Here is a 14,678-nt window from a genome sequence, read left to right as displayed (position 1 = left end):
ATTTATGGTAACACCCTATAAAGAGAACAAAAAATATATGTAAGTTTGGCATCTGAACCAAATGGCTTACCGATTGCCAAACCTTTACAAAAATAGGATTTATAGCCTTGCAATCAAATAAACAGAACGTACTTTTCCTATTCCTACTTTTTGTTGGTCTATTTTTGGGAACGGCACAAGAGGGCAAGGTCGTCCCCCTTGAAATTAAGGCTGAAAGAGATTCCATTGTTGCCCCGCTTTTCCCAAAACCTGTAGAAAGAGATAGTATTCAGCGAGATTCCCTGCAAAGAGACTCCCTAAATCAAAAGCCTCCCCTACTGTTGGACAACATTACCTACAAGGCCAAGGACTACGTGAAATTGAGTCAACGTGAGAACAAAATCTATCTGTACAATGAAGCTGAAATATATTATCAGGATACGGAGCTAAAGGCCGGTATCATCATAATGGATTATATCAAAAACGAGGTGTACGCGGGTAGGATAAAGGATTCGGTAGGCAATTACACCCAACTTCCCTACTTCAAACAGGGCTCCAATGTGGTGATTCCGGATTCCATTCGGTTCAATTTCGATACCCAAAAGGCGATTATCTGGAATTCCAGGACCGAACAGCAAGCCGCCGCGGGTCAATTGGGTAGTGACGCCATGAAGGTATATGCCGAAATCACAAAAAAAGAGAACGACTCCGTCTATTTTCTGAGCGAAGCGAAAATTACTACCGCCGAGGATACCATTAATCCAGACTATTACATTAGGGTCCGAAAGGCGAAATTCGTGCCCAAGAAAAAAGTGATCGCCGGCTATAGCAATCTCTATATCGCCGATGTTCCTACGCCTATCGCTATGCCATTCGCGTATTTTCCGTTATCCGTTGGAAGTGCGCCAGGTGTCTTAATGCCCACTTTTGGAAACGACCCGGACAGGGGCTATTTTTTACAGGATTTTGGATATTACGCTCCGCTGGGAGATTATGCCAATGTGGAGTTTTCGGGTGATTTTTATACCAACGGAAGTTGGGGTTTTCGAACAGCCTCCATATACACCAAAAGGTACAAATACCGGGGCAATGTCAATTTCAGGTACGAAAACCTGGTGACGAGCCAAAAGGGTTTCAGCGACTATAGTTTATCAAAAAACTGGAACTTGCAGTTTTCACACTCGCAGGATCAAAAGGCAAGTCCCAATTCCCGGTTTTCGGCATCCGTGAATTTGGGGAGTAGCGAATATTACCGAAACTCCCTCCAACAACGTAATCTGCCCAATACGCAGAACAATACGCTTTCTTCTTCCATTTCATATTCCAAAACATTTCCCGCATATCCATCCGTAAATATGAGCGTTACGGCGACACATTCGCAATTAACCTCACCAACGGCTACAACGACCAATCCAGACAATATCAACATGACATTACCTACGTTCCAAGCGAGTATGGAGCGTATTTTTCCCTTTGCTAAAAGGGACGGGATTAAAAAAGGGGCCATACAGAACATTAACTTTCAATATGATGTTAACGCCCAAAACCGACTCACCACCAACGACGAGGATTTTTTGACCGGCCGTATGTTCGACAACGCCAGGATCGGGGCTAGACACCGTATCCCAATAAGTACCAACTTTAAAATTGCCAAATACTTTAGCGTGACCATGGGTGGAAACTATGAAGATGTTTGGACCATGCAAACATTCGAACGAAGTTTTGACCCTGAGGCCAATCGGGTAGTAGTGGATACCATTTCTGGATTTGACCGATATAACCAGTATAATTTGAATGCCAGCATAGGTACCACACTTTATGGAACATTCAATTTTGGTGAGGACAAAAAAATCCAGGCTATTAGACATGTGTTACGCCCCACCATTAGTTATGGTTATGCACCATCCTTTGAGCAATATTATGATGAATATGTGGAAGGAATAGACGGAGATGGCCGCGTTGTGCAATATAGCAGGTTTGACGGAACATTGAACGGAGCACCTAGGCTGGGCCGATCCAATAGCCTAAGCTTGGCCCTGAACAACGTTTTGGAGGCGAAGGTGAGGGACAAGGACTCTACAAAAACGGAACCCAAAAAGATTCCCTTGTTGAGCAATTTTAATATATCAACAGCTTATAATCTGGAGGCCGATTCCCTTCGGCTAAGTCCATTGAACATTAATGGGGGAACGAATATACTGAACAATAAAATGTCCATAAACTTCGCGGCAGGCCTGGACCCCTATGCCATAGACAACAATGGAAGACGTATCGACACTTGGAATATAGATAATGGAGGAAGTCTTTTTAGGCTGACACGTGCCAATATGAACATTTCCTACTCCATTGACAGTAAAATGTTTGAAAAGAAAAAGGACGACGAAGCCGAAGAAGACGAAGATCCTTTTGACTATGTGGCCCAAAGTGGCGGTAGAACGGACGATCTCTTTGGCCGCGCCGATAGCTTTAGGGACAATCCAAGGGAAGAACGGGAAAAGGGCACCAATGTGGAAAATCCGGCCTATGCGACCAAAATACCCTGGAATTTCAGGTTGGCCTATTCGGCAAGTTACTTGAACAGTGCCAGACAAAACGAGTTTAGCGCACATTCCTTAATGTTTTCCGGGGATATAGAACTATCTCCGCGATGGAAAGTGGGCGGATCCTCAGGGTATGATTTTAAAAACAAAGGTTTCACCTTGACGCAGTTACGCTTTCAGAGGGACTTGAAGAGTTTTTCCATGCGCTTCAATTGGACCCCTTTTGGAGAATTTAGGAGATGGTACTTCTTTATAGGAATCGATGCCTCCATCTTAAGTGACCTGAAATGGGAAAATAGAAGTCAGCCCTTTAGAAATTAATAAACCCAACGCCCTATGAAGAAAATAATAAACACATCCAAAGCACCTGCCCCTATTGGGCCTTACAACCAAGCTATTTTAATTGGCGACACCCTTTATATTTCCGGTCAGATTCCCTTGGACCCAGAAACGGGAGAACTAGTTTCCGGCGATATAAAAAAAGAGACCAGGCAATCCATGGAAAATTTAAAGGCCATTCTGCACGAAGCGGGAATGACCTTTGAAAATGTTGTGAAGTCGGCAATATTTTTGAGCGATATGAATCAATTTGCCCAAGTAAACGAAGTCTACGGCTCTTATTTTAATTCAGATACGGCTCCTGCAAGGGAAACCGTGGAAGTAGCCAACCTACCGAAATTCGTGAATGTGGAAATCTCCATGATAGCCGTACAATTCTAGGCTACATGTTCTCCCTGTGGAATTCTACCAAACCTTCAATAGGTTTTTGTCGAATCACCCCCACGATCAAGTCGTTTCTTTGCAGTACGGTAGTAAGTTCATCCCGCAAATAATGGGCGATACTTCCCACAAAATTGATGGGGACCTTGGTGGCCAAATCAAATTGCATGATATAGTTATTGATAAACTGTTGAAAGCCTTTGTCGATGACTCCCTTTGAATACGGGTGGCTTTTGTTCTCGATCAGGAATCGGGCAAAGGTCGCCAAATAGGTATTGGGGTTTGGTTGTTTGTACAGGTTATCCTTAATCACATCCGCATCCAAATTGTATTGGCTGGCAAATTTATCGGCGAGGTCCTTGGGTATCTTGTTGAAATAGTAATCCCGTATCAATTTCCGACCGAAAAAATTACCGCTACCATCATCCATTGGAATGTAGCCCAAGGAAGTCACCTTCTGATGTAGTTTTTCCCCATCATAATAACTGCAATTGGAACCCGTACCCAAAATACAGACAATTCCTTGATGCCCTACCTTGGTTGTAGCAAAAATGGCCGCATAGGTATCCTCCTTCACTTCCGCAACAGCATTTGGAAAAAAGTCTTTGAAAATATCCTTCAAGAAATTCTTCATTCGATCCGTACCGCAACCTGCCCCGTAAAAAAATAAATGGCTTACCTCCTCTCTATTCTTGGACAACTCAAAGTTATTCGCCAATCTATCTTCGATAACGTCCTTTGTCAAAACCTCTGGACTCAAACCCAAAGTCTGAGTCAAAAAGAGCTGCTCACCTTTTTCATCCAATGCGATCCAATCAGATTTGGTCGCCCCACTATCAACAATTAAAATCATACCTTGGTATTTAAAAAATAATCCTGAAAATAAGGAAAAAATACCTTATTCACAGGATTATTATATGAAATCTAAATGCCTGTTATAGGCTATTCACATGTTGTATCAAGTCTACCATTTTGTTGGAGAACCCAGATTCATTATCGTACCAGGAAACCAACTTAAAGAATTTGGAGTTCAATTCAATACCAGCTTCGGCATCAAAAACACTGGTATTCGTTTCACCAATGAAATCTTGTGAAACAACTGCCTCTTCGGTATAGCCCAACACACCGTTCAATTCACCTTCGGAAGCGGTTTTGAACGCTTTTTTAATCTCTTCATAGGAAGTTTCCTTCTGCAACCTAACAGTCAAATCCACTACGGATACATCCGCTGTAGGAACCCTAAATGCCATCCCTGTAAGTTTGCCTTTTAATTCTGGAATTACTTTGGTAACCGCAACGGCTGCTCCCGTAGAAGCAGGAATAATATTCAACATGGCACTTCTACCTCCTCTCCAATCTTTTTTAGAAGGACCATCCACGGTCATTTGAGTAGCAGTAGTGGCATGTACGGTAGTCATTAACGCTTCTTCAATTCCAAAAGCATCATTTAAAACCTTGGCCATAGGTGCCAAACAGTTTGTAGTACAAGAAGCATTGGATACGATAGTATCAGAAGCTTTTACTTCTTTATGGTTTACGCCCATTACAAACATAGGTGCATCTTTGGAAGGAGCGGAAATTACCACTTTTTTAGCCCCTCCGTCAATATGGTATTGAGCCGTCTCCAATGTGGTAAAAATACCGGTACATTCCGCTACTATAGTTGCCCCTACCGCGTCCCACTTACAGTTTTTAGGGTCTCTTTCTGCGGTTATCCTTACAGTTTTTCCGTTTACTATCAAGTTTCCATCCTTCACATCTACGGTACCATCGAATTTTCCATGAACGGAATCATATTTTAACAAATACGCCAAGTGCTCAACATCCAATAAATCGTTAATGGCAACTACATCAACATCGCCTCTTTTTACGGTAGTTCTAAACACTAACCTACCAATTCTACCAAAACCGTTAATTCCTATTTTTAAATTTGACATTTTCTATTGTTTTTAATCGATTATACTTTATGTTGTCATTATTTCTGAGACGCGGATAAGTTCCTTGTCTATTTTTGTGTGTCCTTTTATGGCCTTATTAATTGGCGTGAGGGTAATTTTGTTATCCTGAACCCCAACCATAAGGTTCGTTCTTCCTTCCAATAAGGATTCCACGGCCTTAACGCCCATTCTACTTGCCAGTACACGGTCATAACATGAAGGCGCACCACCACGTTGCATGTGTCCCAAAACGGAAACACGTACATCGTAAATTGGCAGGTGTTTTTCCACATACTCCTTTAGCTCAAAGACATTTTTACCGGTCTTATCCCCTTCGGCAACGATTACGATACTGGAAGACTTACCTGATTCTTTGCTTCTTTTTAAGGATTCCAATAAACGATCCAGTCCAAGATTTTCCTCTGGAATCAAAATTTCCTCGGCGCCCGCACCAACTCCGGCATTCAATGCAATATGCCCAACATCCCGACCCATAACTTCTACGAAGAACAATCGGTTATGGGAACTTGCCGTATCACGAATTTTATCGATACAATCGACTACGGTATTTAAGGCGGTATCAAAACCAAGTGTAAAACTGGTTCCAAAAATATCATTATCTATGGTTCCGGGAATCCCCATAATTGGGAACTGGTATTCTTGGTTAAAGATCATGGCCCCTGTAAAACTACCATCTCCGCCAATGACCACAAAGGCATCGATGCCAGCAGAAACCAATTGTTCATGGGCCTTTTTCCTACCTTCGGGAGTTCTAAAATCCTCGCATCGTGCGGACTTTAAAATAGTACCACCCTTGTTGATGATATTGTTGACGCTTCTGGCATCCATCGGCTTAAAATCACCTTCTATCATGCCTTGATAGCCTCTATATATTCCAACACATTCAACCTTCATATACGCACAGGTCCTAACTACCGAACGTATGGCCGCATTCATCCCAGGAGAATCTCCCCCAGAAGTTAGCACTGCTATTTTTTTTATGTTTGAAGACATTCGAAAAATTAAGCCAACGAAATTAGTAAATCTTCTTTCAATTACGAAATATGCCCAGCATGCATTTGGAAAGAATTGAAGAAAAAAAGCAAGGCTGTTACATTTTAACCAAAAAATAACAAAAACCTATGATTACTTAACAATGGATTCGCCCACAAAATTGAAAAAATAAGTCAAAACGATTTAGGCTTTGCATAAAAGTTAAGCAAACTATCCTGGCCCATTACCGAAATGGGCGGTTCTTGAGGTTTAAGTTTCTGGGTATTGATAGGTTTCTGCTTAACTTCCTTATTAAGGATTTTCCTGAATAGTTCTTTAAAACTGTCAAAATCAACTTCGTAGGAAAGTCCGGCCCCTTGGGTAGAGCCTTGTTGATCGGGCAGGAATGCCTGGATTTCGCTTTGCCTACTGAAAAACTTTGCACTTAAACTTCCCTCCTCGTTTAATAGGAGCTGAATCTCAAAGTCCCCTGCGACCAAGGTTTCGCTTGTTCCACCAACCGGCACCCCTACTTTACCGTTGAACAATACCCTATCAGAAATTTGCGTAGAGACCGTTACCCCTATTCTATCGTCCGTTTCCAATTGGGCTCCTTGATATCCTTGTTCGTAGGACAAACCAAAATTCAACTTATCATTTCCACCCCCTAAAAGGGAATTCAAAATACCCGATGCACTCTGAACCAAGTTTCCGGTAATCGCCTGCTGGTTGATACCACTTTGGTCGTTCACAAAATTTCCTTGAGCCAATAGGAATATGGCATTTTTCTCCGCAACCGTTGGATCTTGCAAAGCGTATTCCAGTTCTGACTGTACAATGGAATTGGTTCCCGGGAAGTCAATGCCGAATTCTATATCGGGATTTTGAAGTTCCCCGGTCAAGCGAATGATCACATCCGTTGGTATTCTTTGGGCATACGCCTGATTTTGGAGCAATGGTGCAGGATTTGCCGTCAGCGAATACACCGCTTCCATATTCAACAAGGCCTCCAGGGGTTTTTGGTCCCAGTTAATTTGCCCTCCAGGCTCCACGGTAAAGGTCTTATCTATTATGCCACCAAACTTGTATCGAAACTGTCCGGTAACCACCACAAAATCCCCATACATTTCAAACTTGCCGTTCGTATTAATTTGTATCAGTAGGATACCTTCCCCCGTTCCTTTTAAGGAACTACCCGTTCTGGTATCCGTAACTATTTCTACCTCGGCCTCTGGGGTCACATCCAGGTTAAACTCCAACTCCAGACCTTGATAATCCTTCAAATCCCGCTGCTCGCCTTGGGATTGGACCGTATCCTTTTCCAAGAAATTGATAAAGGAATAGTCCCCTACACTGGCCACATCGCTCAAAGGTATTTTCAGGGAAGTACCCCTTGCCGTTTCCCCATCCACAGTTATGTTCAGTGCGGTGGTTGGACCGTAAATTCGACCCGTACCATTCAGATAGCCCGTGCCATAGTACAAATCCCCTTCCTTGAATTCCGTATTTAGAATCAGGAACCTATTATTGTTGGTGTCGACATTGAAGTTGAGCACCCAATTATCAAAATAACTATGGGTTATGGTCCCGTCCAGATTCGCCCGTGTACCCATGGCAACGTCCGAAAGGGCTATGTTGTCAAAATCAAAGGTCTGATTTTCCAAACGCACCCTTGACCTTGGGGCAAAGGCGTAATCCACATTTAAATAGGGTATGGCGATGCCCGCGTTTTCCAAAGTCACCAATCCGTTAAAATTAGGATTGTCCACAGGACCCGTAATATTGACCCTTCCGTCCAATTCACCCCTAATATGGTCAATAATGCCCTCGCCCAACGGATTGAATGGATCAATTGGAAACTTATTGAAATTGGCCACCAAATTCGCCGTGGGCATTTCCTCCTTGTTCTCGATTTTTCCAACTACCCCAAATTTCTCGATACCGTTTTCAGACAATTGTGAATTGACCTGAAACTCAGTCAAATCCCTGTTGCCCACTATGCTAATGGCCAGATCTCCCATGGGCATGTCATTCACGGCAAATCGGTCAATGTTCAAATTGGACGATGGTAGATAGATTCCGTCCTTTTGTAAAATGTTCAGATTTCCGTTTACCTCGCCCTGTAATTTTAGGCTATCGATCACCGGTGTAATTTTATTCAGGGAAACGATCTTGAATTGTAGCTGAAGATCTTTATAGGTGGAATCCGCCAATTGGCCCCGTAATCGAATCTGCTCCTGTTCATCATTGTTCATTACGATTTCCTCTATCGAGATACTGTCCAGTGCCCTATTCAGGATGACTTTGTTCTTACTGTTCCCATCTTTGTTCAGGATCCATTTATTGCCCTTAAAACTGACATCAGAGGTTTTAAGACCTATGACCGACTTGTTGTCCGCATTGAAGGTATGATAGAAGTTAAGGTTGTAGCTGTCGTTATATTCACTACCTCCCTTAAATTCCGACCTAAAAAACAGTGTGTCCTTTAAGGTAGTGTTGATCAGGTTGAAATCCTTTACATCGTAGTAGGGCGTCTTTAAATCGCCCACGGAAACATAGGTATTGAACAAGGGGTTCTTATTGTCTATTTGCACCTCTATATTATCGGCCTCGTTACCAAAGGCCACAATACTGGGCGATTCAAAGTTCAATTTAAAATCACCTTCGTCCGATACTATTTTCCCTCGGATGAACGTATTGGGGTCGAACCTCACTTCGGGAAAGAACACATCCACAATCTTATTGTATATCTTAAAATTGAAGCTCAGGTTCTGTCCGCCGGAAATCTTAAAGGGCCTATAATTGGTGTAGATACTACCAATGGAATTCTGCACCAATTTGCCCAATTCCCTAACGCGGAAGTTTCCTTTCATAAAACCCGTGATGATGTCCGGGGAATTGATGTCGATTACGCGTACCGAATCGCTTTCAAAGGAAGAGGTAACCGTAAAATCCTCAAAGTAGTAGGTATCGTTTTTGTTCTGAAAATTGGTTTTTGTGAAGTTTACATCTCCCACGATATTATCCAAGGTATTTCCCCGGATGTTCATGCTCACATCGCCCTTGAAAATGGATACACTGTCGTTAATAAAGTTGAGACGCTTCAGGTCCGCATAATCAACGGAAGCCTTAAAATTGAAGTTGTTGCTTTCTTCCCCAAAATCCGCAAGACCCTTAAAGTTGAACTTTAAATTTTCGTCATTGCTGGTCAAGGATCCATCGAACAATTGTTCTTTCAAAATACCGGACACCTTGATATCCTGATAGTTATAATTATTGAACTCGATGGAATATATCTGTCCGATGACTTCCGTATTCAACTTTTCGGTCACGAATCCCTGCCCTTCCACATTAAAGTCCAGATTGGTCTTCCCCAGACTTTTACTGTTCACAAATTCGCCCAAATCAAAATCGATAAGGGAAATAAAGCCCGTGTAGGTGGCATTGTCAATATTGTTGAAGTTGGACAACACGATATCCGAATAACTGCTGCCCACGGCGGTATTGAGGTTTACTTTGGCGTCTATGGAAGAATCCGTGATCAGCGCCTCTCCCCGGATAGTGAACTGTCCCAGTTTACTGAAAGTGGACGGTAAGGAATTTCCGATAAGGTTGGGCAAAAGGGCGTTCAATTGATAATAACTACTGGTCACATTGCGCATGTTGGCATCCAGCACGAAGGACTTTTGCTTGTTGAAAAGGTGTTTAAAGTTGAAGTCGCCCCTGATTCCCGTGTTGTCCGAAACCAGAAAAAGATTTTCAATGTTTAGGTCGTTGAGGACGCCGCTCAAGGTTGTGCTGAGGGTAGCGGTCTTTCCTTGGCCGAATTCATTATATATTAAATTAATTTCATCAAAGGAGACCGTGGACTCCTCAAAATTGGCCTCGATGTTTACCTTGTTCAGAAAATCCTGAAAATCTTCCCTATTATAGTTGAAAACAATATTTCCATCTAGATTGGACAATGGCGTCTTGATCTGCAACGAATCAAAACGCATCTGCTCCTTGGTATATTTGAAATTGGTTTTCAGGTTTTCAACAAGGATCCCACGTTCACTTAAAAAGGACATTTCTTCGATACCTGCCGTTACTTCAGGACCTAGAATCTGAAATTCGTTCGCCTCAATTTTAAGGTTCTTAAAGTGGAGCGCCTCCTCGTTTTCAAGATTTTCGTCAATGTATTGAAACCTGCTATTCTGAATATCCACATAGGAGGAAGAAAAAAAGAAGGGCGGGGTTCCAGGGGCCCTAGGCTTTCCATCATCCAATTTGTCCACAAAAACATTGATATTGGTTTCCTGCTCGCCATAATAGGTTTTCAGTTTAAAATGAAGTTCATCGATATCGATATCTCCAAACTCCAATCGGCCCTTGGCCAAATTCCCGATGCTTACGATAGATGTTTTTAATTCGTTGATATAAAACAAGGTATCCCGTTTGTAATCCTCCACAAAAACACCCTTCAACGAAGTGTCCCAAGAAATCAGTGACACCCTCAGGCGTTCTACATGGATGTTCGTTCCAAATTCCTCGTTTATGGAATCCGTGGCATAGGTTGCCAATGTGGTCTGCACGGGCGGCAATGAGAGCACAATAGTCCCCAAAACACAGGTCAGCAAAAGAACCAGAAGTGTTCTAACCAGTATTTTTCTAAGTTTTTTGATAGGGCTATTATGTTTTACCTTTGTCTTTCAATTTTTATTCCAAAACCGTTGGAAAACGAAACTATTTACATCTTGGCCATTGAATCTTCCTGTGACGACACCTCGGTAGCGGTCCTAAAAAATGATATCATGCTGAGTAATGTAGTCGCTTCCCAAAAAATTCACGAAGAATATGGCGGGGTCGTACCGGAGCTTGCATCACGTGCACATCAACAAAATATTGTCCCGGTTACCTACCAAGCATTAGCCAAAGCAAATATCGATAAAAAACAATTATCCGCCATAGCATTTACACGCGGACCCGGTCTGTTGGGTTCCCTACTGGTAGGTACTTCGTTTGCTAAATCCTTATCCTTGGCTTTAGAGATCCCCTTGATCGAAGTGAACCATATGCAGGCCCATATTTTGGCCCATTTCATTAAGGACGAAAACATGAATGCTCCGGAATTTCCCTTTTTAGCCCTCACTATTAGTGGCGGACATACCCAGATCGTAAAGGTGAAAGACTATTTTGACATGGAGATCTTGGGCCAAACCTTGGACGATGCCGTTGGCGAAGCTTTTGATAAGAGTGCCAAAATTCTGGGTTTGCCTTATCCCGGTGGACCGTTGATCGACCAATACGCGGCAATGGGTAATCCTCATGCCTTTGAATTTCCAAAACCCAACGTCAAGGACCTCAATTTTAGCTTTAGCGGTCTTAAGACCAGCATCCTCTACTTTATCCAAAAAGAGACCTCCCAAAACCCGGATTTTATTACTGAAAACCTTGCGGATATTTGCGCTTCCATCCAGTTCACCATTGTACATATCTTAATGGGAAAACTAAAGAAGGTGGTCAAAAAAACGGGAATAAAAAATATTGCCATTGGGGGTGGTGTTTCGGCAAACTCAGGTATTAGAAAAGCACTGAAGGATGCCGAAAAAGAAATGGGATGGAACACTTATGTGCCTAATTTTGAATTCTGTACGGATAATGCCGGCATGATAGGGATCGTGGGCTATTTCAAATACAAGTCGGGCCAATTCGCGAAACAAGATACTTCCGCCAAAGCCCGTTATAACCTAACATCCTAAATCATGCAATTGTTCTACAATCCCAACTTGGACGAGACCTCTTCCCAATTTTTCTTTGATGCGGAAGAGAGCAAGCACATGGTTCGTGTCCTTCGAAAAAAAGTGAACGATGAAGTACTGATTACCAACGGAAAGGGGTTGATGCTAAGTGCCAAAATTACCGACAGTAACCCCAAAAAATGCGCGGTAGAAATTACCGGGGTAAAGAGGGTGCATCCTCAAAATTATTGGCTCCATATGATTGTTGCCCCTACGAAGATGAACGATCGTTTTGAATGGTTTTTGGAAAAGGCCACAGAGATAGGCGTTAATGAAATTACACCCGTTCTATGCGAACATTCGGAACGAAAAACAATAAAGCTGGATCGCTATATGAAAGTCATACAGTCGGCCATGAAACAGTCCAATCAGGCCTTTTTGCCCAAATTGAATGAATTGACCAATTTTAATGACATCCTGGAAGAACCAAGGGAAGGCGGCCTGTTCATCGCCCATTGTGAAGAATCGGAAAAATACGAACTAAAAAGAAGGGTCATCCCGGACAAACCGATTACCATATTGATAGGTCCGGAAGGTGACTTTTCGGCCAGGGAAATAAAGGCTGCAAAACAGAAAGGCTTCCTTCCCGTTTCCATGGGCAGAAATCGATTACGAACGGAAACCGCCGCAATTGTAGCCTGTACCACGGTGACCATTATCAATAATGGCTAATTAATGGATTGGAATATCTTTGTTTGGACTTAATGTGTATTTTTGATTTTATAGCCTTTCGAAGATGCAAAAACTAATCGTCACGTTACTTTTGGCCGCAGGTCTTAGTCTATCGGCCAAAGCGCAGCAAATAGCCATTTTAAAATATCAGGGCGGCGGGGATTGGTATGCGAACCCTACAGCGCTGCCTAACTTGATTAATTTTTGCAATTCCAACATCGGGACCCGTTTAATTACAAAACCAGAAACCGTAGAAGTAGGCAGTAATACCATTTACCAGTATCCCTTTCTCCATATGACCGGCCATGGCAATGTGGTCTTCTCTTCGGAAGAAAAGGAAAACCTAAGGAACTACCTATTATCCGGTGGTTTTTTACATATTGATGATAATTATGGCATGCGTGAATACATCGTTGGTGAGCTGGAGGAGTTATTCCCAAACAGCAATTTGGAGGAAATTGGTTTGGACCATCCTATTTTTTCGCAGGAGTATACATTTCCGCAGGGCTTGCCCAAAATCCACGAACACGATGGAAAAAGACCCCAGGCACTGGGCATATTTGAAAACAATAGATTAGTTTTATTATTGACCTTGGAATCCGATCTTGGGGATGGTTGGGAAGATGCCGCCGTACACAACGATCCGGAGGAAATAAGAATAAAAGCGCTACAAATGGGTGCGAATATCGTCTCATATGTGTTTAAAAACTAAAAAATGACCTCCAAAACCATTGCCAACGGAATTTTAAGGGCCCTGGGTATCGTAACAGGAATCCTGCTGACCCTGTATTTCTTCTATATGATACGTTCTGTTTTGGCGTATTTGGCAGCTGCAGCGGTCATCGCCCTTATTGGAAGACCTGTTGTTCTTTTTTTAAGACGAAAATTGAATTTTCCCAATACGCTGGCAGTAATTTTGACCATGATCTTTATGGTAGGAGTTTTAGCGGGCATTTTTGCACTTTTCATTCCGCTGATTACGGAACAGAGCAAAAACCTTTCCTTGCTGAATATTGAGGAACTACAGCGAAGTATAAATACCTTATACCTCAAGACCACCCAATATTTTGGCCTTTCTTCGAATATGGTGGAAGATGTCATCCATGATTCAGAGATCGAAAGGAACATCATTCAAGGATTGAATATTGGCTTTGTTCCTAATTTTCTCAATTCCCTATTGAACATTCTAAGCTCAGCAAGTATTGGTCTTTTTTCCGTTTTGTTCATCTCCTTTTTCTTTCTAAAGGATAGCAAGCTATTCCAGAACGGCCTTCTCATCTTTGTTCCCAAAACAAAGGAAAAAGGCACGGTCAACTCCATAGAAAAAATAAACAATTTACTATCCAGGTACTTTGTTGGCCTGCTGCTTCAGATTTTTATACTCTTCGTCATCTACACCATAGTGCTTTTGATCGTGGGTATCGAAAATGCAATCGTGATCGCTTTTCTTTGCGCCCTGTTCAATATAATTCCCTATGTGGGACCTTTGATCGGTGGCGCCCTGATGATAACGCTTACCATGACCAGTAATTTGGGAGCGGATTTTAGCGAGGTAATCCTTCCAAAAACTGGCTATGTTTTAATCGGACTGGTGATCGGTCAGTTGGTGGACAATTTTTTCTCACAGCCCTTCATATTTTCGAGCAGTGTAAAATCGCACCCCTTGGAAATATTTCTGGTGATCATCATTGCCGGGCTTTTGTTCGGCGTCGTGGGGATGATCGTAGCCGTACCGGGATATACGGCCATTAAAGTAATTCTCAAGGAATTCCTTTCCGAAAATAAAATCGTCAAATCCCTGACCGAAAACCTTTAGTATCCTTTGAACAAAAACCTACTACATAAGGAGGTACAGGATTTTATTGACATCAATCTTAGGTCTGATATCCATACAATCCTTTTAGGAAAGAAACTGTTCTCAGCTGTTGAAAACAGGGAAGTTGTGGAACAACTGGAATCCAAAAAAAAGCCCAAAAGAAATTACCTACTTGGTTTGAAACCAAAAATATCTATTACGCGAACAAGCTGAATTTATCGCAAACGTCGTCCGAGATTTG

The 14,678-nt window shown here is 42.3% G+C and carries 10 protein-coding genes; 6 read left to right on the top strand and 4 right to left on the bottom strand.

All coding sequences use genetic code 11. The features are described from left to right. The first annotated feature begins 107 nt into the window (after positions 1 to 107). Together FEK29_RS16020 and FEK29_RS16015 are read left to right on the top strand one after the other, a co-directional pair. The gene (locus tag FEK29_RS16020; protein ID WP_138259450.1) at positions 108 to 2,840 is read left to right on the top strand and encodes a putative LPS assembly protein LptD; all 2,733 of its coding nucleotides are present in this window, start codon (positions 108 to 110) and stop codon (positions 2,838 to 2,840) included. Between the two features lie 15 nt (positions 2,841 to 2,855). Continuing rightward, the gene (locus tag FEK29_RS16015) at positions 2,856 to 3,239 is read left to right on the top strand and encodes a RidA family protein (RefSeq protein WP_138259449.1); all 384 of its coding nucleotides are present in this window, start codon (positions 2,856 to 2,858) and stop codon (positions 3,237 to 3,239) included. 1 nt (position 3,240) lies between these two features. Here the strand turns inward: FEK29_RS16015 and FEK29_RS16010 are convergent, their stop codons facing one another. The 4 genes from FEK29_RS16010 to FEK29_RS15995 all read right to left on the bottom strand — a co-directional run bounded on the left by FEK29_RS16010 (position 3,241) and on the right by FEK29_RS15995 (position 10,788). Then, positions 3,241 to 4,092 (bottom strand): N-acetylglucosamine kinase, encoded by an 852-nt coding sequence (locus FEK29_RS16010; protein WP_138259448.1) that lies wholly within the window; start codon positions 4,090 to 4,092, stop codon positions 3,241 to 3,243. Positions 4,093 to 4,174: 82 nt separating this feature from the next. Next, complete coding sequence (gene gap / locus FEK29_RS16005; RefSeq protein WP_138259447.1) at positions 4,175 to 5,176, bottom strand: type I glyceraldehyde-3-phosphate dehydrogenase; 1,002 nt, start codon at positions 5,174 to 5,176, stop codon at positions 4,175 to 4,177. A gap of 27 nt (positions 5,177 to 5,203) precedes the next feature. Next, positions 5,204 to 6,190, bottom strand: coding sequence for a 6-phosphofructokinase (gene pfkA / locus FEK29_RS16000; protein ID WP_138259446.1), 987 nt, complete (start codon positions 6,188 to 6,190; stop codon positions 5,204 to 5,206). Between the two features lie 173 nt (positions 6,191 to 6,363). Further along, on the bottom strand, positions 6,364 to 10,788 hold the full coding sequence (locus FEK29_RS15995) for a translocation/assembly module TamB domain-containing protein (RefSeq protein WP_317129189.1): 4,425 nt from the start codon (positions 10,786 to 10,788) through the stop codon (positions 6,364 to 6,366). A 93-nt stretch (positions 10,789 to 10,881) separates the two neighbouring features. On the opposite strand from FEK29_RS15995, the gene tsaD reads away from it, so the two are divergent. The 4 genes from tsaD to FEK29_RS15975 all read left to right on the top strand — a co-directional run bounded on the left by tsaD (position 10,882) and on the right by FEK29_RS15975 (position 14,437). Then, positions 10,882 to 11,910, top strand: coding sequence for a tRNA (adenosine(37)-N6)-threonylcarbamoyltransferase complex transferase subunit TsaD (gene tsaD, locus FEK29_RS15990; RefSeq protein ID WP_138259445.1), 1,029 nt, complete (start codon positions 10,882 to 10,884; stop codon positions 11,908 to 11,910). A gap of 3 nt (positions 11,911 to 11,913) precedes the next feature. Further along, positions 11,914 to 12,621, top strand: coding sequence for a 16S rRNA (uracil(1498)-N(3))-methyltransferase (locus FEK29_RS15985; RefSeq protein WP_138259444.1), 708 nt, complete (start codon positions 11,914 to 11,916; stop codon positions 12,619 to 12,621). 64 nt (positions 12,622 to 12,685) lie between these two features. Then, entirely contained in the window at positions 12,686 to 13,333 is a 648-nt protein-coding gene (locus FEK29_RS15980; protein ID WP_138259443.1) for a DUF4159 domain-containing protein, read from the top strand. 3 nt (positions 13,334 to 13,336) lie between these two features. Next, positions 13,337 to 14,437 (top strand): AI-2E family transporter, encoded by a 1,101-nt coding sequence (locus FEK29_RS15975; RefSeq protein WP_138259442.1) that lies wholly within the window; start codon positions 13,337 to 13,339, stop codon positions 14,435 to 14,437. The last annotated feature ends 241 nt before the right edge of the window (positions 14,438 to 14,678 follow it).

Origin of the sequence: Maribacter aurantiacus, from assembly GCF_005780245.1 — a bacterium.
GTDB lineage: Bacteria > Bacteroidota > Bacteroidia > Flavobacteriales > Flavobacteriaceae > Maribacter > Maribacter flavus.
Note: the sequence above shows the minus strand (reverse complement) of the source record. Positions and strands in the feature narration are given on the sequence as shown.

Bases quoted from the DNA above. Each gene is read 5' to 3' on its own strand.
- FEK29_RS16015 (WP_138259449.1), top strand. From the start codon at position 2,856: ATGAAGAAAATAATAAACACATCCAAAGCACCTGCCCCTATTGGGCCT.
- FEK29_RS16010 (WP_138259448.1), bottom strand. From the start codon at position 4,092: ATGATTTTAATTGTTGATAGTGGGGCGACCAAATCTGATTGGATCGCA.
- gap (WP_138259447.1), bottom strand. From the start codon at position 5,176: ATGTCAAATTTAAAAATAGGAATTAACGGTTTTGGTAGAATTGGTAGG.
- pfkA (WP_138259446.1), bottom strand. From the start codon at position 6,190: ATGTCTTCAAACATAAAAAAAATAGCAGTGCTAACTTCTGGGGGAGAT.
- FEK29_RS15985 (WP_138259444.1), top strand. From the start codon at position 11,914: ATGCAATTGTTCTACAATCCCAACTTGGACGAGACCTCTTCCCAATTT.
- FEK29_RS15980 (WP_138259443.1), top strand. From the start codon at position 12,686: ATGCAAAAACTAATCGTCACGTTACTTTTGGCCGCAGGTCTTAGTCTA.
- FEK29_RS15975 (WP_138259442.1), top strand. From the start codon at position 13,337: ATGACCTCCAAAACCATTGCCAACGGAATTTTAAGGGCCCTGGGTATC.